General features: G+C 66.6%; 28 protein-coding genes and 1 tRNA gene. 23 read left to right on the top strand and 6 right to left on the bottom strand.

Annotated elements, in window-relative coordinates:
- Positions 1-32 precede the first annotated feature (32 nt).
- The 11 genes from rplU (at position 33) to ACZ0AA_RS05785 (ending at position 7,811) form a co-directional block, all read left to right on the top strand.
- On the top strand, positions 33-341 hold the full coding sequence (gene rplU / locus ACZ0AA_RS05835) for a 50S ribosomal protein L21 (protein WP_072591411.1): 309 nt from the start codon (positions 33-35) through the stop codon (positions 339-341).
- Between the two features lie 18 nt (positions 342-359).
- Positions 360-617, top strand: coding sequence for a 50S ribosomal protein L27 (rpmA, locus tag ACZ0AA_RS05830; RefSeq protein ID WP_028501603.1), 258 nt, complete (start codon positions 360-362; stop codon positions 615-617).
- Positions 618-739: 122 nt separating this feature from the next.
- Positions 740-2,242, top strand: a complete 1,503-nt coding sequence (gene obgE, locus ACZ0AA_RS05825) for a GTPase ObgE (RefSeq protein WP_400859840.1) — start codon at positions 740-742, stop codon at positions 2,240-2,242.
- On the top strand, positions 2,239-3,024 hold the full coding sequence (gene proB / locus ACZ0AA_RS05820; RefSeq protein ID WP_400859841.1) for a glutamate 5-kinase: 786 nt from the start codon (positions 2,239-2,241) through the stop codon (positions 3,022-3,024). The genes obgE and proB overlap by 4 nt, the downstream gene beginning before the upstream one ends.
- Before the next feature lie 9 nt (positions 3,025-3,033).
- Positions 3,034-4,287 carry a glutamate-5-semialdehyde dehydrogenase gene (locus ACZ0AA_RS05815; RefSeq protein ID WP_400859843.1) on the top strand — a complete coding sequence of 418 codons (1,254 nt, stop codon included), beginning with the start codon at positions 3,034-3,036 and terminating at the stop codon, positions 4,285-4,287.
- 66 nt (positions 4,288-4,353) lie between these two features.
- On the top strand, positions 4,354-4,578 hold the full coding sequence (locus ACZ0AA_RS05810; protein ID WP_042537709.1) for a hypothetical protein: 225 nt from the start codon (positions 4,354-4,356) through the stop codon (positions 4,576-4,578).
- A 6-nt stretch (positions 4,579-4,584) separates the two neighbouring features.
- Positions 4,585-5,187 carry a nicotinate-nucleotide adenylyltransferase gene (nadD, locus tag ACZ0AA_RS05805; protein ID WP_053096575.1) on the top strand — a complete coding sequence of 201 codons (603 nt, stop codon included), beginning with the start codon at positions 4,585-4,587 and terminating at the stop codon, positions 5,185-5,187.
- Entirely contained in the window at positions 5,184-6,350 is a 1,167-nt protein-coding gene (locus ACZ0AA_RS05800) for a hypothetical protein (protein WP_400859846.1), read from the top strand. Before nadD ends, ACZ0AA_RS05800 begins: the two co-directional genes overlap by 4 nt.
- Positions 6,350-6,733, top strand: a complete 384-nt coding sequence (rsfS, locus tag ACZ0AA_RS05795; RefSeq protein ID WP_042537705.1) for a ribosome silencing factor — start codon at positions 6,350-6,352, stop codon at positions 6,731-6,733. The genes ACZ0AA_RS05800 and rsfS overlap by 1 nt, the downstream gene beginning before the upstream one ends.
- A gap of 1 nt (position 6,734) precedes the next feature.
- Entirely contained in the window at positions 6,735-7,424 is a 690-nt protein-coding gene (locus ACZ0AA_RS05790) for an SDR family oxidoreductase (protein WP_400859847.1), read from the top strand.
- 129 nt (positions 7,425-7,553) lie between these two features.
- Positions 7,554-7,811 (top strand): hypothetical protein, encoded by a 258-nt coding sequence (locus ACZ0AA_RS05785; protein ID WP_463512384.1) that lies wholly within the window; start codon positions 7,554-7,556, stop codon positions 7,809-7,811.
- A 59-nt stretch (positions 7,812-7,870) separates the two neighbouring features.
- Here the strand turns inward: ACZ0AA_RS05785 and ACZ0AA_RS05780 are convergent, their stop codons facing one another.
- From ACZ0AA_RS05780 to ACZ0AA_RS05770, 3 genes are all read right to left on the bottom strand, one after another.
- The gene (locus ACZ0AA_RS05780) at positions 7,871-8,053 is read right to left on the bottom strand and encodes a hypothetical protein (protein ID WP_463512383.1); all 183 of its coding nucleotides are present in this window, start codon (positions 8,051-8,053) and stop codon (positions 7,871-7,873) included.
- A gap of 117 nt (positions 8,054-8,170) precedes the next feature.
- A complete protein-coding gene (locus ACZ0AA_RS05775; protein ID WP_463513825.1) occupies positions 8,171-9,313 on the bottom strand; it encodes an AI-2E family transporter in 1,143 nt (380 codons plus the stop codon).
- Positions 9,314-9,518: 205 nt separating this feature from the next.
- Positions 9,519-9,591: transfer RNA gene (locus tag ACZ0AA_RS05770), tRNA-Ala, on the bottom strand.
- Between the two features lie 108 nt (positions 9,592-9,699).
- Here ACZ0AA_RS05770 and ACZ0AA_RS05765 point away from each other — a divergent pair.
- The 6 genes from ACZ0AA_RS05765 to ACZ0AA_RS05740 all read left to right on the top strand — a co-directional run bounded on the left by ACZ0AA_RS05765 (position 9,700) and on the right by ACZ0AA_RS05740 (position 14,521).
- Positions 9,700-10,140: a GNAT family N-acetyltransferase gene (locus ACZ0AA_RS05765; protein ID WP_400859854.1), complete on the top strand. Its 441-nt coding sequence runs from the start codon at positions 9,700-9,702 to the stop codon at positions 10,138-10,140.
- 42 nt (positions 10,141-10,182) lie between these two features.
- A complete protein-coding gene (locus ACZ0AA_RS05760) occupies positions 10,183-11,247 on the top strand; it encodes an NAD(P)-binding domain-containing protein (protein ID WP_400859856.1) in 1,065 nt (354 codons plus the stop codon).
- A gap of 64 nt (positions 11,248-11,311) precedes the next feature.
- Positions 11,312-12,103: a hypothetical protein gene (locus ACZ0AA_RS05755; protein WP_400859858.1), complete on the top strand. Its 792-nt coding sequence runs from the start codon at positions 11,312-11,314 to the stop codon at positions 12,101-12,103.
- On the top strand, positions 12,100-12,627 hold the full coding sequence (locus ACZ0AA_RS05750) for a hypothetical protein (RefSeq protein ID WP_463512382.1): 528 nt from the start codon (positions 12,100-12,102) through the stop codon (positions 12,625-12,627). Before ACZ0AA_RS05755 ends, ACZ0AA_RS05750 begins: the two co-directional genes overlap by 4 nt.
- A 45-nt stretch (positions 12,628-12,672) precedes the next feature.
- The gene (locus tag ACZ0AA_RS05745; RefSeq protein ID WP_463512381.1) at positions 12,673-13,329 is read left to right on the top strand and encodes an SDR family oxidoreductase; all 657 of its coding nucleotides are present in this window, start codon (positions 12,673-12,675) and stop codon (positions 13,327-13,329) included.
- Between the two features lie 4 nt (positions 13,330-13,333).
- Positions 13,334-14,521 (top strand): glycoside hydrolase family 3 N-terminal domain-containing protein, encoded by a 1,188-nt coding sequence (locus ACZ0AA_RS05740; protein WP_463512380.1) that lies wholly within the window; start codon positions 13,334-13,336, stop codon positions 14,519-14,521.
- 4 nt (positions 14,522-14,525) lie between these two features.
- Here ACZ0AA_RS05740 and ACZ0AA_RS05735 read toward each other — a convergent pair whose 3' ends face one another.
- Genes ACZ0AA_RS05735 through ACZ0AA_RS05725 form a run of 3 tightly spaced genes read right to left on the bottom strand, consistent with a single transcriptional unit; the run spans position 14,526 to position 17,104 of the window.
- Positions 14,526-15,401, bottom strand: a complete 876-nt coding sequence (locus tag ACZ0AA_RS05735) for a 3-methyladenine DNA glycosylase (protein WP_463512379.1) — start codon at positions 15,399-15,401, stop codon at positions 14,526-14,528.
- A gap of 1 nt (position 15,402) precedes the next feature.
- Positions 15,403-16,428, bottom strand: a complete 1,026-nt coding sequence (locus ACZ0AA_RS05730; protein WP_400859863.1) for an App1 family protein — start codon at positions 16,426-16,428, stop codon at positions 15,403-15,405.
- A gap of 4 nt (positions 16,429-16,432) precedes the next feature.
- Entirely contained in the window at positions 16,433-17,104 is a 672-nt protein-coding gene (locus ACZ0AA_RS05725; RefSeq protein ID WP_400859866.1) for a DedA family protein, read from the bottom strand.
- A gap of 41 nt (positions 17,105-17,145) precedes the next feature.
- Between ACZ0AA_RS05725 and ACZ0AA_RS05720 the strand changes: the two genes are divergently transcribed.
- The 6 genes from ACZ0AA_RS05720 to ACZ0AA_RS05695 all read left to right on the top strand — a co-directional run bounded on the left by ACZ0AA_RS05720 (position 17,146) and on the right by ACZ0AA_RS05695 (position 24,569).
- Positions 17,146-18,480 (top strand): anthranilate synthase component I family protein, encoded by a 1,335-nt coding sequence (locus ACZ0AA_RS05720; protein ID WP_463512378.1) that lies wholly within the window; start codon positions 17,146-17,148, stop codon positions 18,478-18,480.
- 33 nt (positions 18,481-18,513) lie between these two features.
- The gene (gene leuS / locus ACZ0AA_RS05715) at positions 18,514-21,090 is read left to right on the top strand and encodes a leucine--tRNA ligase (RefSeq protein ID WP_463512377.1); all 2,577 of its coding nucleotides are present in this window, start codon (positions 18,514-18,516) and stop codon (positions 21,088-21,090) included.
- A gap of 116 nt (positions 21,091-21,206) precedes the next feature.
- The gene (locus ACZ0AA_RS05710) at positions 21,207-21,824 is read left to right on the top strand and encodes a helix-hairpin-helix domain-containing protein (protein ID WP_463512376.1); all 618 of its coding nucleotides are present in this window, start codon (positions 21,207-21,209) and stop codon (positions 21,822-21,824) included.
- A 36-nt stretch (positions 21,825-21,860) separates the two neighbouring features.
- Complete coding sequence (locus ACZ0AA_RS05705; RefSeq protein ID WP_463512375.1) at positions 21,861-22,214, top strand: ComEC/Rec2 family competence protein; 354 nt, start codon at positions 21,861-21,863, stop codon at positions 22,212-22,214.
- A gap of 272 nt (positions 22,215-22,486) precedes the next feature.
- Positions 22,487-23,272: a PDZ domain-containing protein gene (locus ACZ0AA_RS05700; RefSeq protein WP_463512374.1), complete on the top strand. Its 786-nt coding sequence runs from the start codon at positions 22,487-22,489 to the stop codon at positions 23,270-23,272.
- Between the two features lie 253 nt (positions 23,273-23,525).
- Entirely contained in the window at positions 23,526-24,569 is a 1,044-nt protein-coding gene (locus tag ACZ0AA_RS05695; RefSeq protein WP_463512373.1) for a YcaO-like family protein, read from the top strand.
- Positions 24,570-24,574: the final 5 nt, after the last annotated feature.

The following is a 24,574-nucleotide window of genomic DNA, read 5'->3' as shown; positions in this document are numbered from 1 at the left end:
AGCCGCGAGCTCCCCAACGAAACAGGTATGAAGTGGTTTACGCAGTAGTGCGCGCCGGTGGGCGGCAGGAGAAGGTCGAGGTCGGCACGATCGTTCAGCTCGACCGTGTCAAGGCTGCCCAGGGCGAGAAGATCGAGCTGGCCGCAGTGCTGCTCGTCGACGGCGCCTCGGTGACCACCGACGCCGATTCGCTGGCGAAGGTCAAGGTCACGGCAGAGGTCATCGGCAACCTCCGCGGCCCGAAGATCATCATCCAGAAGTACAAGAACAAGACCGGCTACAAGAAGCGCCAGGGCCACCGTCAGGAGCTCACGCGCGTCAAGATCACCGGCATCAAGTAAGACCGAGGAGACCAGGACATGGCACATAAAAAGGGCGCAAGCTCCACCCGTAACGGTCGTGACTCCAACGCTCAGCGACTTGGCGTCAAGCGCTTCGGTGGACAGCAGGTTCTCGCCGGCGAGATCATCGTCCGCCAGCGCGGCACGCACTTCCACCCCGGCGTGAACGTCGGCCGTGGTGGCGACGACACGCTGTTCGCTCTGGCCGCCGGTGCGGTGCAGTTCGGCGCGAAGGGCGGCCGCAAGGTCGTCAACATCGTCGCCGCTGCTGAGTGATCACAGCACGACAGTAGTCATGCGATTCGGGGCGGGCTTCGGCCCGTCCCGAATTTGCGTTTCAGGCCGGAATGCCGGCCGAATTCTCGGTTCAGGCCGAGTTCGTTATTGAGGAGAGAGACATGGTCAGTTTCGTCGACACCGTGACGCTGCACCTGCGTGCGGGCAAGGGCGGCAACGGCTGTGTCTCGGTGCACCGCGAGAAGTTCAAGCCGCTCGGCGGCCCAGACGGAGGCAACGGCGGTGACGGTGGCGACATCGTGCTCATCGCTGACACGCAGACCGGAACCCTTCTCTCGTATCACCACTCGCCTCACCGCAGCTCCGGCAACGGTGGACCCGGCATGGGCGACCACCGCGCGGGATTCATGGGCGAGGATCTCGAACTTCCCGTTCCCGTCGGCACGGTGGTGCGGAATGCGGCCGGCGACGTTTTGATCGACATGATCGAGCCCGGCGAGCGATTCGTCGTCGCCAAGGGCGGACATGGCGGACTCGGCAACGCCGCCCTCGCGACCCCGAAGCGCAAGGCGCCCGGTTTCGCCCTTCTGGGCACCCCCGGAGACGAGAGCGATGTCGTCCTCGAGCTCAAGACCGTCGCAGACGTGGCACTGGTCGGCTATCCCTCCGCAGGCAAGTCCAGCCTGATCGGAGCGATCTCTGCGGCCCGCCCGAAGATCGCCGACTACCCGTTCACCACGCTCCACCCGAACCTGGGAGTCGTGCAGGCGGGGGAGTCGCGCTACACCGTCGCCGATGTCCCGGGGCTCATCGAAGGAGCGAGCGAGGGACGTGGTCTCGGACTCGAGTTCCTCCGTCATGTCGAACGCTGCACTGCTCTGCTGCACGTCCTCGACTGCGCGACCCTCGAGCCCGGTCGTGATCCGATCTCCGACCTCGACGTCATCCTCGGAGAGCTGGCCGCGTACGAGGTTCCCGAGGGGCAGACTCCTCTGCTCGATCGTCCTCAGCTCATCGCGCTGAACAAGATCGATGTGCCGGAGGCCCGCGACCTCGCCGACATGGTGCGTCCCGATCTCGAAGCTCGCGGATTCCGCGTGTTCGAGATCTCCACCATCTCGCACGAAGGCCTGCGCCCGCTGACCTACGCGCTCGGCGAGATCGTCGACAAGCACCGCGCCGAACTCGCCGCGACCGAGGTTCCGCGTGAGCGCGTCGTCCTTCGTCCGAGGGGCCCCAAGAAGGGCTTCGAGATCCGTGTCGAAGGCGGCAGCTACGGCAACATCTACCGCATCCTCGGCGAGAAGCCGGTGCGCTGGGTTCAGCAGACCGACTTCCAGAACGAGGAGGCCGTGGGGTATCTCGCCGACCGTCTCGAGAAGCTGGGCGTCGAGGACGAGCTCTTCCGCCTCGGTGCAGTGCAGGGGTCGACGGTCGTCATCGGCGAGGGCGAGAGCATCGTCTTCGACTGGGAGCCGACCATGACTTCCGCGGCTGAGCTCATGACGGCGCCCCGCGGCACCGATCCGCGACTGGCGCCCAACGCCCGTCGCACCACCTCCGAGCGTCGTGAGAACTACTACGAGCGCATGGATGCCAAGGCCGAGGCTCGCGCCGAGGTCGAGGCTCAGCGGCTCGCGGCATACCGCGAGGACGGGGAGTGACCGCTCGCACGCGGGCGGATCTCGCCACCGCCTCGCGGATCGTCGTCAAGGTCGGCTCCTCCTCGATCAGCGGGGAGTCGTCCTGGCGCATCCCCGTGCTGGTCGAGGCGCTGGCAGCGGCGCACGGTCGTGGTGCAGAGGTGATCCTGGTCTCATCCGGAGCGATCGCCACGGGCATTCCGTTCCTGCGTCTCGACGCGCGACCGACGGACCTGGCCACGCAGCAGGCCGCGGCAGCGGTCGGACAGAACATCCTCGTCTACCGCTACCAGGAATCCCTTCGCCCCTTCGACATCGTCGCGGGGCAGGTGCTGCTCACGACGGGCGACCTCGAGAACCCCACGTCGCGCAGCAACGCGCGACGGGCCATGGAGCGGCTTCTGGGTCTGCGCATCCTGCCGATCGTGAACGAGAACGACACGGTCGCGACGCAGGAGATCCGCTTCGGCGACAACGACCGCCTCGGGGCACTCGTCGCCCAGTTGATCGAGGCCGACGCTCTGATCCTGCTCAGCGACATCGAGTCGCTGTACACCAAGCCACCGTCCGACCCGACAGCTCAGCCCATCGATGTGGTCGCGCCCGACGCCGATCTGTCGGGCCTCGAGTTCGGCTCGACCGTCGTCAACAGCGTCGGCACCGGGGGAGCGGCGACCAAGGTCTCGGCTGCACGCCTGGCCGCCGCGTCCGGGATCGGTGTGCTCGTGACAAGCGCCGACCTCGTCGACAAGGCCCTCGCCGGAGCTGACATAGGGACCTGGTTCGAACCCGCGCTCTCCTAGACTGGGCGGATGACCGACCAGACCCCCCAGGCGCGCCTGGAGCGCGCCAAAGAGGCGTCCCGCGCCACGGCCAGGCTGACCAGCGACGACAAGGCGCGTGCTCTCGAGGCCATCGCCGTGGACCTCGAGCGGAATGCCGCCTCGATCATCGGGGCCAACGGTCGAGACATCGAGCGAGGTCGCGCCGACGGCATCGGCGAATCGCTGATCGACCGGCTGCGCCTCGACGAGAAGCGCGTCGGCGCCCTCGCCGCGGCCGTCCGCCAGGTGGCGGCGCTTCCCGACCCCGTCGGTCGAGTGGTGGGAGGGCACCGGATGCCCAACGGTGTGGCGCTCGAGCAGGTGCGGGTGCCCTTCGGAGTGGTCGGCGCGATCTACGAGGCACGTCCTAACGTGACCGTCGACATCGCCGCGCTCGCTCTGCGCTCGGGGAACTCCGTGGTTCTGCGCGGGGGCAGCGCCGCGCGTGAGTCGAACTCCGTGCTCGTCGAGATCATGCGGGGTGCACTGCAGGCCGCAGGCGTCACGCCGGAAGCCGTGCAGACGGTCGATGACTTCGGTCGCGACGGCGCGACCGCACTGATGCACGGTCGGGGATTCATCGACGTGCTCGTGCCGCGGGGCAGCGCAGGCCTCATCGAGACCGTCGTCACCGAGTCGACGGTGCCGGTGATCGAGACCGGCGCAGGCAACGTGCACATCGTGCTCGACGAGACCGCCCCTGATGACTGGGCGCAGGACATCGTCGTGAACGCGAAGGTGCAGCGTCCCAGCGTCTGCAACGCCGTCGAGACGGTGCTCGTGCTCCGTCAGGCCGCGCCGCGGCTGGTTCCGCTCGTCGCGAGCGCGCTGCAGAGCGAGGGTGTGGCGATCCACGGTGACGACATGGTGGCGGGGCTCGTGTCGAACGTGATCCCGGCGACGGAGGAGGACTGGGCGACGGAGTATCTCAGTCTCGACATCGCGATCAAGGTCGTCGACACGCTCGAGGACGCGATCGATCACATCCGTCGATACAGCACCGGCCACACCGAGTCGATCATCACCACTGATTCGCGCAACGCGGAGCGTTTCCTGGCCGAGGTCGACTCGGCGGTCGTGATGGTGAACACCTCCACCCGATTCACTGACGGGGGAGAGTTCGGGTTCGGTGCCGAGGTCGGCATCTCGACGCAGAAGCTGCACGCGCGGGGTCCCATGGGGCTTTCCGAGCTGACCAGCACGAAATGGCTGGCGCGTGGGGCAGGGCAGACGCGCGGCTGAGGGCTAGACTAGGTGGCGCTGTGGCTCTTCGTGAGCCATGCCCGCCAGCCACGAAACGGAGCCAGGATGAACCTCGTCGCACAGATCGCGATGGTCGCTGCTGAAACCGAGCACCACGGCAATGTGCAGCTCGAGACGCTGATCTTCGGCGTGATCGCGATCATCGTCTTCGCGTTCCTCGGGCTGGTCACGCTGTCGTACAAGAACGTCGCAAACCGTCACTCCGCCAAGGCCGACGCCTGGGCGGCGAAGCACGGCAAGGACGGCCACGAGGCAGGGCACGGCCACTAGGCCCGTATGAACGACACGACCTCGCGTCCGGCGCGCATCGGTGTGATGGGCGGTACCTTCGACCCCATCCACCACGGCCACCTGGTCGCCGCGAGCGAGGTCGCCCACTCGTTCGATCTCGACGAGGTCGTCTTCGTACCCACCGGCCACCCGTGGCAGAAGTCGGATGTCACCCCCAGCGAGCATCGCTACCTGATGACGGTCATCGCGACGGCATCCAACCCGCAGTTCACGGTGAGCAGGGTGGATATCGATCGTGAAGGGCCGACGTACACGATCGACACCCTCCGCGACCTGAAGGAGAAGCGTCCGGACGCGGAGCTCTTCTTCATCACGGGTGCTGACGCCGTGGCGCAAATTCTCAGTTGGAGGGACCATGATGAACTGTGGGAGTTGGCCCACTTCGTCGCGGTCTCGCGTCCAGGACACGTCCTGAGCACTGACGGCCTCCCGAGCGACAACGTCAGCCAACTGGAGGTGCCGGCGCTGTCCATCTCGTCGACGGCCTGCCGCGCACGGGTCCGCGACGACGAGCCGGTCTGGTACCTCGTCCCCGACGGAGTCGTTCAATACATCGCGAAGCATCATCTGTATCGGAGCAAGGCATGAGTACATCGGATCAGCAGGGTCACGGTCCGCTGACGCGAAAGCAGCTGCGTGAGATCCGGCTGACGGGTTCCACACCGGTCATCTCAGCGGAGGAGGCTGCGGCCGCCGCCGTCGCGACACCACCCGCGCCGCCGAAGCCGGAGGTTCCGGAATCCGTCGAGGATGCGCCAGCCCCCCAGCCGTCGGCAGCCGCCGTCGAGCCCGACGGCGAGGCCTCCGGGGGCGCCACGCCGCTGACACGTCGTCAGGTCCGGGAGCGCGAGCGCTCTGTGACGGGGTCCGTCCCTGTCGACGAATCCGTTGCTGCGGACGGATCGGTCGACGAGGAGGCCGCCGAAGAGGTGCCGGTCACCGAGCCCATCTCCGAGCCGAAGAGCGAGACCCCCGCATCCGATGCGCCTGCGGCGTCCGATGACGATGATGACGATGCTGCCGACGACGACGACGACGATGCTGCCGACGAGGACCTTCCCGCTCCCGTCAGCGCGTCGACTCCGCTCGAGGCTTCCGGAGACGACGATCCGATCGCTTCCGACACGGGCGACACCTCCGCTGCCGTTGCCGAGCTCGGTATCGATGCAGAACCGACAGAGGCGAACGATGACGTCCTGGCCGATGTCGCGGAGTCCGACGACGTCGACATCGCCGAAGGGGAACGCCCCACGGTGAACTCCGCCTTCGGGCAGGGCCTGCTCAGTGACGATGCCGAGTCCCGCAAGCCCTTCTCTCCGTCGTTCGATGAGCTGCTGACCGTCGGCGACTCGACCGGATCGCAGCATCTCGCTCCGAACACGCTCATCTTCAACCCCTCCCCGGGAGACGGGTCGCTGTCGGGTCCTGTCGCCTCCACGGGCGAGATCCTCGTGACCGGCTCATACGAACTGCCCAAGGGCCTCGGTTCGCAGGGCCATGCGCACGGCACCACAGACGGCAAGGACGTCGATGCCGTGCTGATCGACGGCGAGCTGCCGCCCGCATCCTCTCCGACGCCGATCGCCGCCAGCGCGGCCGTCAGCACAATCAAGCCCGCCGGCGAGGTCATCCGCCCGCCCGCCCCCGAAAAGGGCAACAAACTCATGCTCATCCTCGCGATCGTGGCGGGTGGTCTCGCGCTCGCGCTGGGCGTTTCCCTGATCGTCGCCTTCACCACGAATGTGTTCTGATGCAGTCACCTGAAACCGCCGAAGAGATGCTCCAGCTCGCGGCCGACGCCGCCGTCTCGAAGGGCGGTGAGGATCTTGTCGCGCTCAACGTGTCGGAGCCCCTACCGCTCGTCGACATCTTCCTGCTCGTCACCGGAAACAGCGAGCGCAACGTCGCCGCCATCGCCGATGAGATCGAGGACAAGCTCATCGAAGCCGGCCATAAGCGGGTCCGCCGTGAGGGTCGTGCGGAGGCCCGCTGGGTGCTCCTCGACTTCGGCGACCTGATCGTGCACGTCTTCCATCAGGAGGAGCGGGTCTACTACGGCCTCGAGCGCCTCTGGAAGGACTGCCCGGTGGTGCCGTTCGAGCTCGCGGACTCCGCCGCGGCAGACCGCGACTGACGTGAGCGTCCACCTGATCACCGGTGCCGGATCCGGCATCGGCTTCGCTGTCGCGCGCCGTCTGCTCGACCGGGGTGATCAGGTCGTCCTGCTGGCCCGTGATGCGGGTCGCGCCAAGGAGATCGCCGCGGCGCTGCCGGGTGCGTCGGCGATCGTCGGCGATCTGGCGCAGCCGGGGAGGCTCTCGTGGGCGTTGTCCAAGCAGGCGCTCCCCGAACGGATCGACTCGCTGATTCATGCGGCGGGTGTCGTCGATCTCGGGCCGGTCGCCGATCTCCCGGCCAACCTGTGGGAGCGTCAGCTTGCGGTGAACCTCGTGGGCCCCGCAGAGCTGACGCGTCTGCTGCTGCCGCTGCTGCGCGTCTCGCGCGCTCGGGTGGTGTTCGTCAACTCCGGCGCAGGACTCCACGCGCACGCAGGCTGGTCTGCGTACGCTGCGTCGAAGCACGGTCTCAAGGCTCTCGCAGACTCTTTGCGCGCCGAGGAGGCAGAGCACGGTGTGCGGGTGACCTCGATCTACCCCGGTCGCACTGCGACGCCCATGCAGGAGCGTGTGCACCAGCAGGAGGGTCGCGACTACGATCCGCAGCGCTTCATCACGGCCGACTCGGTGGCGACGACGATCCTCACTGCGCTCGACCTGTCGGATGACGCCGCTCTCACCGATCTGACGATCCGTCCCCGGGGCTGATCCTCGTCCCTGCAGTCTCTCTCGCAGCTGTCAAGCCCCTGTGGCCTTCGCGCGGTGACGTGGAAGATGTGCAGTGGGGGAGAGAGTCTTGGAGGGAATCACATGTCCGGAGATCCAGATCCTAGATACGTGCTGCATCGTGTCACGCCATCGGAGTGGGTGATCAACGACCGGCGGTATGAATCGCAGGATCCACGGCACGTGGTGGCCAGCGTCTACGAATACGCCGACACAGAGGTCGAGGTCGTGTGGCTTCGCGATCTGCCTCTGGCGGTGCGGTACACCACGGCTGCCGAGGTTCTCGACGAGGTGATGCGAGTGCAGGATTCGAGTCGGGCGACGCGGCCCATCGCGATCCCGCACCTGCCTCCGTTACTCGCGACCTGAACAGACTGCGCGGCAGGACCCGGGGAGGGACCTGCCGCGCAGGCGTGCTGGACGAGGACTCAGGAGTCCTCGTCCAGCGGCTTCTCCGCGGCCAGACGATCGGCAGAGGCACCGTCTACCTGGTCGGCATCCGCGTCTGTGTCCAGTACGGGCTCCCCGTCGACTTCGCGGTGAGGGACACCGTCGATCGCTCCTTCGTCGTCCGGTCGGGGGACGAGCGGGGGTATCGGGTTGTTGGTCATCGTCGACTCCTCTCGTGAGATGTGCGCGCCACGCTAAGGTGTGCACCCGGAGAGGGGGAGCGGGTTGACGGCGGCCCTCCGGAGGAGTACTCCTCGGCCTCAGATGAGCGCGTGAGGTCAGACCGTCTCGGGACGCTTCTTGCGGAACGGCTTCGCCGGCGTGTGCGGGCCATCCCACACGGTGATGATCCCCCATGCGACCGCGGCGATCGGCACCGACAGCACCGCGCCGACGATCCCGCCGAGGATCGTCCCCGTGGTCAGGGCGAGGAGGATGACGAGGGCGTGCAGCTTAAGCGAGCGAGCCATCACGACGGGCTGCAGGAAGTTGCCTTCGAGCTGATTCACGAGAACCACGATGCCGACGACGATGAGGGCGGCCACGGGGCCGTGCGTGACCAGAGCCACGAGCGCTGCCAGGATGCCGGCTGCGGTCGCACCTACGAGCGGGATGAAGGCCGTGAGGAAGACGATCACGGCAAGGGGCAGTGCCAGAGGGATCTGCAGGATCGCGAGACCGATTCCGATGCCCAGGGCGTCAGCCGCTGCGACGATCGAGGTTCCGCGGATGTATCCCCCGAACACGTCGACGGTCTTGTCGCCGATGCGGCGGGCGCGCTCGTAGCTGGTCCCGGTGAAGGGACGCAGCAGGAACTCCCAGATGCGCGGTCCGTCCTTGAGGAAGAAGAACAGCACGACGATCATGAGAGCGAGGCCGGTGAAGAAGCTCGCCGTGGCCGAGACGCCGGCCAGGGCGCCGCGTCCGAACGAGGCGCTCGTCAGGAAGTCTCCGAGGCCCGCCCACACCTCATCGAGGTCGAACGACGCGAAATTGAACGGCAGAGTGTCGAGCCATGCCGTCACCTGGGTGATGCCGTCCGTGGCCGAGTCGATGAGGTCGTCCCATTGCGAGCGGACCGTCAGTACGATCACCCAGACGATTCCGCCGAGAATCGCGAGAATTCCGATCAGTGCGATCCACGTGGCCAGGATCGACGGCACCCCGCGGCGGCGCATGAAGGCGACGAGCGGATGGATGGCTGAGGCGAGGATCAGCGCGATCGTCACCGGGATGAACACCAGCGAGAGCTGGGTGATCACCAGGACGCCGATGGCGACCAGGGCGAGCACCGACAGCGTCTGCAGGCTCCGAGTGGCGGCGAGCCCGAAGCCGCGCGACCAGAGGCCGTGTTCTGCGATCGGCCGCGAGCCACCGGATGGTGGGGCGGACGTGATCCCCGGTCGTCGGAACAGTCCCAGCACGTGCGTCCTCCACCTCGTCGAAGGCCGTCTCACTGACGAAGACGGCCTCGCCTTTCTATCCGGCCCAGCGGATGATGGCAAGTCCCTGGCGCTGCGCCTCCTGATGACCTCTCGACCATGCGCCCGCGACGAGCCTGCGCGGACGCTGAGTCAGGGTAGACGAAAAGAAGGCTCCGCGATCTCTCGCGGAGCCTTCTGTACGTGGACCTGGGGGGACTCGAACCCCCGACCCCCTGCATGCCATGCAGGTGCGCTACCAGCTGCGCCACAGGCCCAGAACTGCTTCCTCACTGCTCGAAGCAACTTGAACAGAGTACTACACGGATCGCGCGCAGCACCAATCGGCGAGGGGCTCCCGGGCGCGTCGCATTAGGCTGAACGGCATGACGACGATCAGCGCGATCACGCAGGCCGATTTCGACGAATGGTCGGGGCTGTGGCGCGGATATCTGACGTTCTACGGCACCGAGCTCGCGGAGGAGATCACGGCCGAGACCTTCAGGCGGCTCGTCGAGGATCGGGAGCTGCACGGCGCTGTCGCTCGTGATGACGCCGGGCGGGCGATCGGCATCGTGCATTGGCTCACCCACCCCGCTACATGGAGCAAAGGTGCGTACTGCTACCTCGAGGATCTCTACGTCGATGCCGAGTCTCGCAGATCCGGCGCGGGGAGACGGCTGATCGCGCACGTGCGGGAGTGGGCCGCGGAGCGCGGTTGTCAGAAGGTCTACTGGCTGACCCAGGAGACCAACATGACGGCTCGCGCACTCTACGACAGCGTTGCGACGCATACCGGATACACCCACTACCAGATCGTGCTCTGAGCACTGCGGAACAACGGTGCGACTGCGGGTGTTGTCACCACCGTGAGCATCCTGGACAGCGTCGTGATCGGCGCCGGTCAGGCCGGTCTGTCGGCCTCCTTCCACCTGACCCGTCTGGGCATCTCTCATGCCGTGCTCGACTCGGACTCCGAGCCAGGGGGAGCATGGCGGCACCGGTGGGATGCGTTGACGATGCGCGACGTGCACGGGGTGGCCGAGCTGCCCGGGGAGTCGCCTCCTCCGCGTGACGGACAGCGTGCCAATATCGCCGTCCCGGCATACTTCGCCGCCTACGAGCGTGCTCACGACCTGCCTGTGATCCGCCCGGTCCGCGTCGACCGGGTGCTCGACGACGACGGGCTCCTGGTGGTCCACACGGGGGAGCGGCAGTGGCGCACTCGCACCCTCGTCAACGCCACCGGCACCTGGACGCATCCGTTCCTGCCGCACTACCCGGGCATGGAGACCTTTCTCGGCGAACAGCTCCACACGGTCGACTACCCGGGTCCCGAGCATTTCAGGGGCAAGCGCGTCCTGGTGGTCGGCGGCGGCGCATCAGCCGTGCAGTTCCTCGGTGCGCTCGCGCCACTCACAGACACCCTGTGGGTCACGCGTCGTGAGCCGGTGTGGCGCAACGATGACTTCACCCCTGAGGCCGGGGCAGCTGCCGTCGCTCTCGTCGAGCAACGCGTCGCACAGGGGCTTCCTCCGCAGAGCGTCGTGAGCGTGACCGGGCTCATGCTGCGCACTCAGGAGCACGAGGCCGAGCGTCTCGGGGCATACGCCTCCCGGCGCCCGATGTTCGCTCGCGTCGAGCCAGACGGCGTCCGCTGGGCGGACGGCTCGTTCGAACGCGTCGACGTCATTCTCTGGGCGACAGGGTTTCGACCCGCGATCGCGCACCTCGCACCTCTGCACCTGCGCAGTGCGGCCGGTGGAATCCAGCTCGACCGTGGAGGCCGCGGGACGACCGCGGTGCAGGACCATCGGGTGCAGCTGGTCGGCTACGGTCCATCCGCGAGCACGATCGGTGCCAACAGGGCAGGGCGCTCGGCCGCGAAGGGCGTGCAGCGAGCACTCACGTCAGCATCCGTGCGCTCCGTCTGATCGGGCGGGGGGCGTGCTCTCGCGCCGCGTGATCCGGGACACCTGCCATCGATACGCTGTGTGCATGATCCGCATCGTGCTCCTGATCATCTGGCTGCTGCTGTCGGCCTGGCTCGTCATCTGGACGGGCGAGGGCCTCTTCGGCGTGAACCAACGTGAGTCGATCCTGCCGTTCGCCGGGGAGGACACGCTCGGCGGTCCGATCATCATCGGCGTCGCGTGGGGGCTCATCCTCACCTTCGGCGGAACGCTGACGGGTCTCGGCCGCCGCAGCAAGCTGAAGGGGGAGTCGCGGATCGGGGTGGGCCGCCTCCTCGAGATCTCCCGAACCGGTCTGACGGTGAACGATGTGCCTCAGTACGACATGTTCATCCGAGTGACTCCTGGCGGGGGAGACGACTTCGTCGGGCAGCTGCGGATGCTCGTCGATCACAGCGACATCGCCGCACTGCAGGTGGGCCAGCCGGTTCCCGTCAGGTACAGCCCCACCGATCACGACACCGTGGAACTCGCGGACATCACCGATCCGCAAGTCCGAGACGCGATGCTGCAGTGGCGCATCGAACGAGGACTCATCGACCCTCGCCTTGTGAAGGCACGCACGACAGGCACGCAGGTACCCGCGTCGGTGCTCGAGGTGCGTCCGACAGGGCGACGCCTCGAAGGGCAGAGCGAGCTCAGCCTCAAGGTGCTCATGGCTCCGGAGGGCGCCGCGACCTGGGAGGCCGACACGACCGTGTTCGCATTCCCCGAGGCGATCTCGCGGTTCCAGGTGGGCGCGCCGATCTGGGCGTTCTATCGCCGGGAGGATCCCCAGACCGTTGCCGTGACGATCGAGAAGGAGGCCGGACGATGAATGTCCTCGACACCCTGATCTGGTTGATCAACTTCCCCGCCGCGCACGGATACGCGATGGTCTTCATCGCCGGGTTCTCGATCCTCGGTCTGTTCGCGATGTCGGCCGCCGGAGCGACGCCCGGTGTCTCTCTCCGACGCATCCGCGAGCGCGAAGGCCTCCTTGGCAGTGAGAGCGCCTCACGCGGACGGGTCGGGGGCGCGACCAGACGGATCGTGTTCCGAACTCTCGCCATCCTCATGCTCGCGAACCTCATGATCGGCATCCTGAGCCTCACCGGCGTGCCGGTCACACGCGCCTACATCTACGAGCACGGCCAGCCGACGACCGGAACCCGAGACGGCGACTGGGTCACCTTCACCGCCGCCGACGGGACCGAGTACACGATCGAAAGCAACTTCTTCACACCGGCTGTCTACCCGGATCGCGACGTATACCTTCCCTCGGGTGAGCCGGTGGTCGTCAGATACCTGCCCGGTCACCCGCAGGCGTTCGTCATCGACAGCTCGCAGGGCCCTCGCTGAGAGGATGCCCGAGCCGACGTCGGCGCAGACGCGTAGGGTGAAGACATGTCGCGAATCATCGTCTTCGGCGGCCATGGCCGCATCGCACTCCTCCTCGCTCCCCTCCTCGTCGCCCGCGGCGACGAGGTGACATCGGTCATCCGCAATCCCGACCACGTCTCGGAGGTCGAAGCGACGGGTGCGCACGCGCTTGTCGCGGACGTCGAGACACTCGACACCGACGCGCTCGCGGAGATCATCCGTGAGCACGACGCCGTGGTCTGGTCGGCCGGCGCCGGTGGAGGCTCTCCCGAGCGGACGTACGCCGTCGACCGCGACGCCGCGATCCGCACCATGGACGCCGCCGAGTCTGCCGGAGTGAAGCGTTACGTCATGGTCTCCTGGCTCGGATCGAAGGCTGACCACGGAGTGCCCGAGAGTGACGGTTTCTTCGCGTATGCCGATGCGAAATGGGCGGCGGACGAGCACCTGAGATCGACTGGCCTCGACGGCACGATCCTCGGACCGGGCACGCTCACCTTCGACGAGCCCACGGGTCGTATCGTCCTCGACCCCGAGGACAAGGGCGAGGTGTCCCGCGCGGACGTGGCAGCGGTGATCGCCGAGGCCGTCGGCAACCCGTCGACCTATGGCCGCACCATCAGATTCGGGAACGGCACGGACGACACCTCGGTGCCGATCGTCGACGCCCTCAGCGCCTGACCCCATGCTGCGGCGTCGCTTCGGGGCGGTCGGGGCGGCGGTGATCATCGCGCTGGCCGCGGCATCTGCACCGGCCGCCGCCGCCGAACACGACTCGGCGCGTGCCGGTGACTCGGGATCGGATGTCGCCTCCTCCGGCACCGACGAGCGCGCAGCGGATCTCGTCGCCGACATGACGACGACCGAGCAGGCGGCGAGCATCGTGATGGGGCACATCCCGACCACGGATGCCGCCACTCTTCACGCGTACATGCAGCAGGGCCTCGGCGGGTTCATCCTGATGGGCGCGAACATCCCCGCGCCGGACGAGGAGCTGCCGACTCTCACCGCCGCTCTCACCGTCGATCCCGCGCTGCCTCCGCTCGTCGCCATCGATCAGGAAGGCGGGTTGGTGTCGCGCCTCGGCAGCGACGGGTTCCCTGCCTCGAACAGTCTCAAGTCGTTGCCGGTCTCCGACTCATCTGCGGCTTTCTCGGCCAGGGCCGCGCTGGTGGCGAAGGCCGGGATCAGCGTGAATTTCGGCACGGTCGCAGACGTCACGTCGGAGTCGTCGTCGTTCATCTTCGGCAGGGCGCTCGGAACCGATCCTCAGTCGGCCGCCGAGCGGGTCGCGGTCGCGACGGTGGCGCAAGAGCAGGTCGTAGCCTCCACGCTGAAGCACTTCCCGGGTCACGGCGCGGCGCCCGGCGACTCCCATCACGCCATCCCGACGACGGGCGAGACCCTCGACGAGTGGCGTGCGACCGACGCGGTGCCGTTCGCCGCCGGTGTGGACGCCGGAGCCTCGCTGCTGATGTTCGGACATCTGACCTACGCCTCGGTGGATCCGGCTCCTGCGTCTCTCTCGGCGCGCTGGCACGAGATCGCCCGGGAAGAACTGGGGTTCGACGGCGTGATCGTGACCGATGACCTCGGGATGCTGCAATCTTCGGGGGTCCCAAAGTACGCCGACCCCGTGGCCAACGCCGTCTCGGCGGTCGCGGCTGGCACTGATCTCGTGCTCATGATCGCCGGTTCCACGCCCGACACCGCGGGTCAGATCGTGCAGGGGCTCGTGGCGGCGGTGGATGCGGGAACCATCCCCGCCGATCGCCTCACCGAGGCGGCGACTCGCGTGATGTCGCTGCGTCTGCAGTCGATGTCGGCGCCCGCGGACTGGGCGTTGTGCCCGGAGTGTGAGCCTGCGGACTGACGCGTCAGCCAGCGATCTCGGCGGGCTCGACCGAGCCGAGCCAGGCGTGCAGAAGCTCGCTGCGAAGACGAGTGCCGCGCTCTGCGAAGACGCGCTGCTGTCGCACGTACTCCGCCTTGCCCTCGACCGTCTCGATCGGAACGGGGACGATGTCCCACGGTGCCAGATCATACGGTGCGGCCTGCATGTCGAGAAGACGGATGTCCCTGGCGAGCTCGAACGCGTCGAGCAGCAGCTCGCCCGGCACGAGGGGGCCGAGCTTGACCGCCCACTTGTACAGGTCCATGCCGGCATGCAGACAGCCGGGCTGCTCGAACAGAGGCTGGTCGTCACGGGTGAGCTCCGTGCGGTTGCGGGGCACTGCCGCGGGGGTGAAGAACCGGAAGGCGTCGAAGTGCGTGCACCTGAGGTCATGGCTCTCGACGACCAGGTCGGTGCCCGCCTGGCCGAGACGCAAGGGCACCGGGTGTCTGTGCTCATCTGCTCGGTAGACCATCGCCCACTCGTGCAGTCCGAAGCAGCCGAATTGGCCTGGGCGCGAGGCGGTGCGGCGCAGCATCCGTTCGATCAGACCGGCGAGGTCTGCCTTCTCATGCGCGAACCTCGCGGCATCGGGCGTCACACTGCCTTCGGTTCCGCCGGGGGAGTACCAGCGCCATGTCAGCCGCTCGGAGGCGTGCTCCAACTCGATCGCGGCACCCGGGTGCCAGCGGCGCAGCTGGGCGGGCTTGTAGCTGTAGTAGGTGAAGAGGAAGTCCCACACCGGGTGCTTCTCACCTCGGGCCGCGCGCTCCCGGTGCGCTGCCGTGAGCGCATCCGCCCTCGCCTGGTGCGCTCGCTCGCGCTCCAGCCAGTCGGTCCGCGGAAGCGACGTGGTCATGTCAGTCGAGGATGCCGGCTTTGCCGAGCAGGTCACGGAGTCCCGCGCCGTCCTCGGCGCTGACCCAGGGAGCGACGCCTTCCGCATGCGGCTCGTGACCGGCGCGCCCACCGGCGAGCACCGCCTCGGCCGGCAGCAGTCGTCGGATGGCGACACCGGCGACGGAGGCGGGGTGCTCGTCCATGAACTCGGAATAGATCGACTCGTCGTGCTGACCGTCATCGCCGATAAGCAGCCACTTCACGTGCGGGAACTCCGTTGCCAGCCGACGAAGATTGGTGAGCTTGTGCTCTCGTCCGCTGCGGAACCATCGGTCGTGCGTGGGGCCCCAGTCGGTGAGGAGCATCGAGCCTGCCGGGAACAGGTGCCGTCCGAGGAATCGCCGAAGCGTGGGGGCGACGTTCCAGGCGCCGGTCGAGAGGTAGACCATCGGCGCACCAGGGTACTCGCGGAGCACCTGGTCAAGAAGCACGGCCATGCCCGGCACGGGGATGCGCGCGTGCTCGTCGACGACGAACGAGTTCCAGGCGGCGATGAACGGACGGGGGAGAGCCGTGACCATCACCGTGTCATCGACGTCGGACACCACGCCGAAGTGCGTCGACTCGGCCACGATGAACGCGGTCGTCTCGACGGGATCCTGGCCCTCGACGGAGAACGTGAACGTCTGCCACCCCGGCTCGAGATCGGTGTGCACGACAGAGTCGATCACGCCTCCCCGGTCGGCGACGACGTAGTGCGTCGAATCGCCGATCTGCACGGCGACCTTGGCGAAGCTCACCGGGATGCCGACGAAGCTCCGCCAGCCGCGGACGCTGGCCGGCTCACCGTCTTTCGTGCTCCGTGCGGGCGGGACGATGAGCACGCGTCCGACGACACGCACCCACCCCGGGCCGCCGTAGCCGGGGAACGGGAGGATGGTCGCGGTTCGACCGCGACGGCGCGCTCGTCCCTCGCGCCACACGTGGAGGCGGTGTTCTAGGCGCGCGAACCAGTGGATCCGGGGCGCCGGGGGTGACGAAGCCATTGCTTCAGTCTTTCACGTCGGTCGAGTCCTTCGTGTCGGAGATGTCGAGATGACGCGACTCGAGGCGCGAGATCACCTTTTTGCCGACGAATACGGCGACGAGGAACAGAGCGATGATGCCGACGAAGATGTATCCCGCGTAATGCACTCGATCGGCGAGCTCGTCGAAACTGCCGGCGGCGAGAGACGTGATGCTCACGTAGGCCGTCGCCCACAGCAGACAGGCGGGCGCCGTCCACGCGAGGAACCGGCGGTACGAGTAGTGGCTCATGCCCACTGTCAGGGGCACGAGAGAGTGCAGCACGGGCAGGAAGCGCGACAGGAAGATGGCGATGCCACCGCGGCGGGCGAGATAGCGCTCGGCTCGCACCCAGTTCTCCTCGCCGACCCGACGTCCGACCCAGGATGCGCGGATGTGCGGACCGATCCATCGCCCGAGCCAGAAGCCGATGCTCTCGCCGATCAACGCACCGACGACGACGGAGACGACCATCGCCACGGCCTGGGGGACGCTGGTGATGCCGATGGATGCGACGAGCACCACTGTGTCGCCGGGGAACACGAGGCCGATCAGCACGCTGGTCTCGAGCATCACGGCTAGCCCCGCGACGAGCGTGCGGGCGACCGGGTCGATGGACCGCATGAAGTCGATCAGCCACGGCACGAACTCGTCCACCCCTTGAGAATACGGGACTGGTCGCGGCCTAGGCTGAGAACGTGCCCGAACCTCTGAGCGCCCGCGTCCTCCGCGACCGAGTGGTGCCCGAAGCGCTCTTCCTCGCGCTCGAGCGCGAGTGCGCCGACGTGTTCTGGCTCGACGCCGGCGCCGACGCGCCAGAGGGGTGGAGCTTCATCGGGACCGGCGCTCCGTCATCTCTCCCCGGCGAAGTCCGGCTCGACGCTCCCACTCTCGATCCAGCCGCCGCCGACGCGGGTCCGCCGCTGCGGGGAGGATGGGTCGGCTGGTACGACTACGAGAGCGGGGCACGAGCAGCAGGTGCTCCCGTGTCGGATGCTGCCGACGTGCCAGGCGGGGCCTGGTTGCGCATCTCCCGACTGGCCGCGTTCGATCACACGACCGGCGTCGTCTGGGTGGCGGCGGTCGAGGCAGACCTCGACGAGTGGAACGTGTTCGTGACGCGCGTCGCGGCGACGACGGCGCCGTACGACGATCCGGCCGCGAACGAGGCCGGATCGAGGCGCGTCGTGTCGCGTCACACTCCGACCGAGTACGCAGCACTCATCGAGCGCTGCCGCGAGCTCATCCGCGCGGGGATCGCCTACCAGCTGTGCCTGACCACTCGTTTCACCGTCCCCGGGGTGCACGACGGCGTCGCGGTGTATCGACGACTCCGAGCGGCCACCCCGGCGCATCACGGTGGCTTCATCCGCATCGCCGGCCGCTCACTGCTCAGCGCGAGTCCCGAGCAGTTCCTCCATGCGGAAGGCGGCGTCATCCGCACCCGCCCGATCAAGGGGACGCGACCGCGCGGCACGGATGCCGCTCGCGATGCCGAGCTCGCCTCCGAGCTCGCCGCCGACGTGAAGGAGCGTGCCGAGAACGTCATGATCGTCGACCTGATGCGCAACGACCTGTCGAGGGTCTGCGAACCGGGGTCGATCCGTGTCGACGCGCTATGGGCCGTCGAGACCTATCCGGCCGTGCATCAGCTCGTCAGCACGATCAGCGGCACGGCGGCCGCGGGCACCACGGCGACCCCTCTCCTGGAAGCGTCCTTTCCTGCGGGCAGCATGACCGGGGCGCCTAAGCTCTCCGCGATGACGCGTCTGCACGATTTGGAGGGCGCACCTCGGGGCGTCTACGCCGGATGCTTCGGATACATCGGTGATAACGGTTCGCTCGACCTCGCGATGGTCATCCGCAGCATCGTCATCGACGGTGCGCATGCGGTCGTCGGGGCCGGCGGTGGAATCACGTGGCGGTCGGTCGCCGAATCGGAGGTCGCAGAGGTCGCGACGAAGGCGCGGGCACCTCTCGCGGCGCTGGGAGCGGAAATGCCCGCGGCCTGGGCTTCCGATATCCTGAACTGATCCCCTTTTCCCTTCAGATTGGTCGTGCGTTCGTTGTCTGAGAACCTGTCCACCTCTCCCGTCGACGAGGAGACCTCCTCGGCGCACGCTATCCAGGCCAAGTGGCAGAAGTACTGGGCGGAGAACGAGACGTTCCTCACCGGCGGCGACGACGACAAGCGGCCTCGCCGTTACGTGCTGGCGATGTTCCCGTACCCCTCCGGTGACCTGCACATGGGGCACGCCGAGAACTACCTGTACTCCGACATCGTCGCCCGGTTCTGGCGCCACCGTGGGCACAACGTGCTCAACCCGATCGGCTGGGACTCGTTCGGACTGCCCGCCGAGAACGCCGCGATCCGTCAGGGCGCCGATCCGCGCGAGTGGACTTACCAGAACATCGCGCAGCAGAAGCAGGCGTTCCAGAACTACGGAGTGTCCTTCGACTGGAGTCGTGTGCTGCACACGTCCGACCCCGAGTACTACCGCTGGAACCAGTGGCTGTTCCTGAAGCTGCACGAGCGCGGTCTGGCCTACCGCAAGAAGAGCGCCGTGAACTGGTGCCCCAACGACCAGACCGTGCTCGCGAACGAGCAGGTCGTCGACGGGCGCTGCGACCGCTGCGGAGCAGAGGTCATCAAGAAGAAGCTGACCCAGTGGTATTTCAAGATCACGGACTACGCCGACCGTCTGCTCGATGACCTGAACCAGCTCGAGGGATTCTGGCCGCACAAGGTGCTGCAGATGCAGCGCAACTGGATCGGCCGCTCCATCGGCGCAGACGTCGACTTCCGCATCGAGGGGCGCGAGGAGCCGGTCACCGTGTTCTCGACGCGTCCGGACACGCTGCACGGGGCGACCTTCTTCGTGGTGGCCCCCGACTCCGACTTGGCGTCGGAGCTGGCTGCGGATGCTCCTGTCGAGGTGCGCGAGCGCTTCCAGAAGTACCTGTCCGATGTGCAGAAGACCACGGATGTCGACCGTCAGGCGACGGATCGCCCGAAGACCGGCGTCTTCCTCGAGCGCTACGCGATCAACCCGGTCAGCGGCGAGAAGCTGCCGGTCTGGGCAGCCGACTACGTGCTGGCCGACTACGGGCACGGAGCGGTCATGGCCGTGCCTGCGCACGACCAGCGTGACCTCGACTTCGCGCGTGCCTTCGACCTGCCGGTCAAGGTCGTCGTCGACACGACGGCGCCGATCACCGGCGCCATGCCCGTCATCGAGGTGGACGAAGAGGGCGTGCCGATCGATACCGGCGCAGCACTCGACGAGCAGAACCCCGCCTCTACGGGCATCGCTCTGACCGGTGAGGGACGGATGATCAACTCCGGACCTCTCAACGGTCTGTCGAAGCGCAACGCGATCGCCCGCGCGATCGAGCAGCTCGAGGCCTCGGGCACCGGTCGGGCTGCGAAGAACTACCGACTGCGTGACTGGCTGATCTCGCGTCAGCGCTTCTGGGGCACGCCGATCCCGATGCTGCACGCCGAGGACGGCCGGATCATCCCTGTGCCGGAAGAGCAGTTGCCGGTGAAGCTGCCCAGCGTCGAGGGACTCGACCTGAAGCCCAAGGGATCCTCGCCTCTCGGTGCGGCGGAGAGCTGGGTGCGCACGGTGGATGCCGCCAGCGGCGACCCGGTGCTGCGCGACCCCGACACGATGGACACGTTCGTCGACAGCTCGTGGTACTTCCTGCGCTTCCTCTCGCCGAACAGCGACACCGTGGCCTTCGATCCGGCTCAGGCCGCACGCTGGTCGCCGGTCGATTCGTACATCGGCGGCGTCGAGCACGCGATCCTGCACCTGCTCTATGCGCGATTCATCACCAAGGTGCTGTTCGACATGGGGCTGATCGACTTCACCGAGCCGTTCTCGAACCTGATCAACCAGGGCATGGTCCTGCTCGACGGCGCGAAGATGTCGAAGAGCAAGGGAAACCTGGTGCTGTTCGAAGAGGAGCTCGACGCGTACGGTGCCGACGCTCTGCGTGTGGGCCTCGCGTTCGCCGGCCCGGTGGAAGACGACAAGGACTGGGCCGACGTCTCGACGACCGGTGCGCAGAAGTTCCTGGCGCGTGCGCTGCGGGTGGCCCGCGAGGTGTCGTCCCCGGTGGAAGTGGTCTTCGCCGGAGGCGATTCGGCGCTGCGCCGCGCGACGCACAAGCTGCTCGCCGATGCTCCGTCCCTGGTCGAGCAGACGAAGTTCAACGTCCTGGTCGCGCGTCTGATGGAGCTGGTCAACATCACCCGCAAGACGATCGATGGAGCTGCGGGTGCCGGTGATCCGGCTGTCCGTGAGGCTGCCGAGACGGTTGCAGTGATGCTCGATCTGATCGCGCCGCACACTGCCGAGGAGATGTGGGAGATCCTCGGCCACGAGCCCTCCGTCGGACTCGTCACGTGGCGCTCCGCCGATCCGGCTCTGCTCGTCGAAGACACCGTGACCGCTGTGGTGCAGGTGGGCGGCAAGGTCCGCGCGCAGCTCGAGGTTCCGGCGCGCATCGGCGAGGCCGAGCTCGAGGCGCTGGCTCGCGCCGACGAGCGCGTCATCCGCTCGATCGGCGACCGGGAGATCATCAAGGTCGTCGTACGTGCTCCGAAGATCGTGAGCATCGTCGTCAAGGGCTGATCCCTCGCGACGTCTCGGCGACGCATCCGCTCTGCACATCCGGCCGCCCGCGGGGTTTCTCCCCGACGGGCGGTCGGATGTCTCCGCCCTCTCCCCGCGCGGTCTAGCGTGGCGGGATGTCCGACTCCCCGCCTGTGTCTGCGCCTGTGTCCGGGGAGACGGCTCCGCGACGGTTGAGGCTCGGTATCGGCGCTGCCATCGTCCTGGCGCTGGTCGTGCTCTCTGCCGCGGTCGGACTCGGGCTGATGCGTGGACAGGCCGCTCCGACAGACTCCGTGCCGCTGCCCGCTGCTGGCGGTGCTTCTGCGGGGCCGTCAGGCGAGCTGTACGTGCATGTGCTCGGCGCTGTCGCGAGTCCCGGGCTCTACGTCCTCGACCTCGACTCGCGCCTGGTCGACGCCGTCGCCGCAGCTGGCGGGACGACCGAGGAGGCTGACCTCACGGCGATCAATCTCGCGCGAGTGCTGACGGACGGAGAGCAGATCATCGTGCCTGCCTTCGGCGCCGCCGCGGGAGGTCCGGGAGCTGTCGCGCCCGCGGATGATCTCATCGACCTGAACACCGCGGACCAGGCAGCACTCGAGAGCCTCGCGCGAATCGGCCCGGCGCTCGCTGAGCGGATCATCTCCTGGCGGGAGGAGAACGGCCGGTTCACGTCCGTCGACGATCTGCTGTCCGTGCCCGGGATCGGCGAGAAGCTGCTCGCGGGCATCCGCGACGGTGTGCGCGTGTGAGGCACGATCACGACATCTCGGCTCTCGCTCGCGAGAGTGGTTTTCAGTAGTCTTCGATCATCGAAGCGCGATTTCCCCCCCATCCTCGGTCGCGCGCCTGAGCTCGCGAAGCTCAGCGCGGCGCTGGGCAGCGCCCGAAACCGCACCGCGTCCGTGGTCGATGTGTCGGCATCGGGGGTGTTCGCGGTCGCCGCGGGCTTGCGCAGTGTGTTCATCGAGCGGTCCACACATCTCCCCGAACCCGGAGCGGGTCTTCTCCCCGGTCTCGCGGTGGGGGACACCCGCGCGGTGTCGACCGAGCTGAACGACGACATGCGCACCAGCGGACTCAGCCACCTGACCGCCGTCAGCGGGGACAACGTCGGTCTCATAGATGGGTTGGAGGAATGACGCGGCTCGGGCGAGAGATGCTGCCGGCGGAATCCGTACTCACGCCGCGTTGAGTGGCATTCCGGCTCCAGCGACCCCTCACCGTAGTTGGCGTTGAGTTGTCGCTCCTGCTGAGTGGGGATCCATAGCACCGAGTTAAGCAGGCGTTGTCCCCCAAAGTACCTACAGACGAACGCGAGCGATAGAGCGTACGGTCGAGACCTCGGCATCGAAGCGCTGGACACGGAGCCGCGACATATCAGCACGGACGTCAGTAGATCTCAGGGAGAACGATGCCTCGAAACATCAAAAAGTCGGGACTCACGATCGACTTTGTTCAGCATATTCGCGCGACGAAGGAAGAGATCTGGGAAAAATTGACCACCGAAGACGGCGTCAATTCTTGGCTCAAATCTAGCTCAGTAACGATGCCGTCGACGGTTGGTGAGCGATTCTCCATTGGCACCCGTCTGTACGGTATGCAGAGCGGCCTCGATTGGTATGAGTACAATGGCGAGATCCTGGAGTACATCGAGAATCAGCAACTGACTTTGAGCTGGCAGATTCCAGAACTCCATGTTCCGACAACAGTGTCGCTGTCGGTCGACCCTTCATATTTCCCTCTGGGCGTGGAATACGAGCGTGATGTGGATCTGAGGCTGATTCATACGGGCTTTCCGTCAGAGGGTCGTGGCGTGTTTGAGTACGATGGCTTTTTCCGGCACTGGCGTCAAGCGCTCGGCGATTTGGCGGCCCAGCTGGAGGGAAGACCTGGAAAGCCAACTCCCTATGCCTTGGTCGGTCTGACGTACGTAGGCGGTGCTCCGGGAAAAGGACTTCTTGTGCGAGACGTCATCATCGACTCTCCTGCATCTCAGGCAGGCATCCGTCCCGGCGACCGTATCCTCTCCGTCGAAGGCCGCGAATTGGAAAGTCTGGACGAGTTTCATGACTGGATCGACGAGCGTCAGCATGGCGAGTCTGGGCTCTTCGTACTTCAGGACCGTGAGGTCACGGTGACAGTTGAGGGCGTCGAACATGCATTCGCGAGACGCCAACTGCAGCGAAGCGGACACTGACTTCACATGACTGCTCCTCCGTCTGAAAATGGGGAGCAATCGAAGTGCCTGCGTCCCGTGGGCATTGATTGAACCGGAGGAGGTGATTCAGGTGGAGAACGACAAGAACGAAGCGGTAGTTACTTGGGATCTCGGTGAGGTTGCCGAGGCTTCGAAGGAATACGCAACGCTACTCACGCTCGACAACAGCTACTAAGGGACAGTCCCTCCGTGCGGGCTCTCCGCGGCGAGCCCGCACGGAGGTGGATAGGCGATGAAGACGATAGAACTGCTCGACGGGGCATTAACGATGGCCTGGGCAACGGACAGGGACACAGGGATTTCTGGGGCCGGCTGTTCCAAGGATCCACGCACGGCGATGCGTAAGGCCGAAGCTGAGGTATCTGAGCGAGTCGCTCTAGCCGCCGCAGAAGGACGATCCGTTGCACGCGAAGCGCTCGCAGACGAGGCCGTACTCATCGATGACCTCGCAGGTCTGGAGGGCAGCACCCGTTGGATTAGATGCTCGAACCCTGTCTTGAGCAACTCGGGCCTGTCTCTTCAGTTGTCAAGAGAGTGGGTTCCGAGCGAGGCCGTCGTAATCGATCCAGCCATGTCATCTTCGGGAACTCGCCGCGACTTTTTTCCGACCACGTGCGGTACCGGTCGTTCCGACACCGTTGAGGGGGCGCTATCGCACGGTTTGCGCGAGATTTTCGAGCGAGTGCTGATCCAGAAGGTGTGGAGTGGCGATCTCGTGGATCTCGAAGTGGCGGCCCCTGAAGATTCGAACGCGCTCTTGAGCGCGGCAAATCTGGAGCTCGCCCACGCACTGAGTCGTCACCCCGTGCGCGTCCGATTCCTGGAGGTTGGCTTTCGTGGCATCGTCTCCACGGTTTGTGCAATCACTGATATGACGAAGACGTCCACGACGTTCGGAGCCGCTTGCCGTTCGCGTCGCCGTTCGGCGATCGAGCACTCGATTCACGAATCGCTCCAGGTTCGTCTTGCTCTATCGAACTTGGTCGACAGTGGGCTGCCGGTCGCACAGCACGCAAAGAGGTTGAAGGAAGAGTCGGCGCTTCAGTGGTCCTTCATGGATAGCGGACGCGCGACCGGGGAGGTGGAGTACGTCGACCACGATGCGTGGTCGCAGCTCAGACTCTTGGGCGATCTGATAGGTCGCAAACCGAAGATCGTGGAGGTGGATCGGTCGGACGGGTTCTTCACACTTAAAGTGATCGCTCCTAATAGTGGCGTTAATTCGAGCGAGCGCGGGGAGCCGATGGCGAGCGGGATCCACTACCCACTTCTATAAAGTCG

The organism is Microbacterium sp. AC035 (assembly GCF_979258485.1).
Note: the sequence above shows the minus strand (reverse complement) of the source record. Positions and strands in the feature narration are given on the sequence as shown.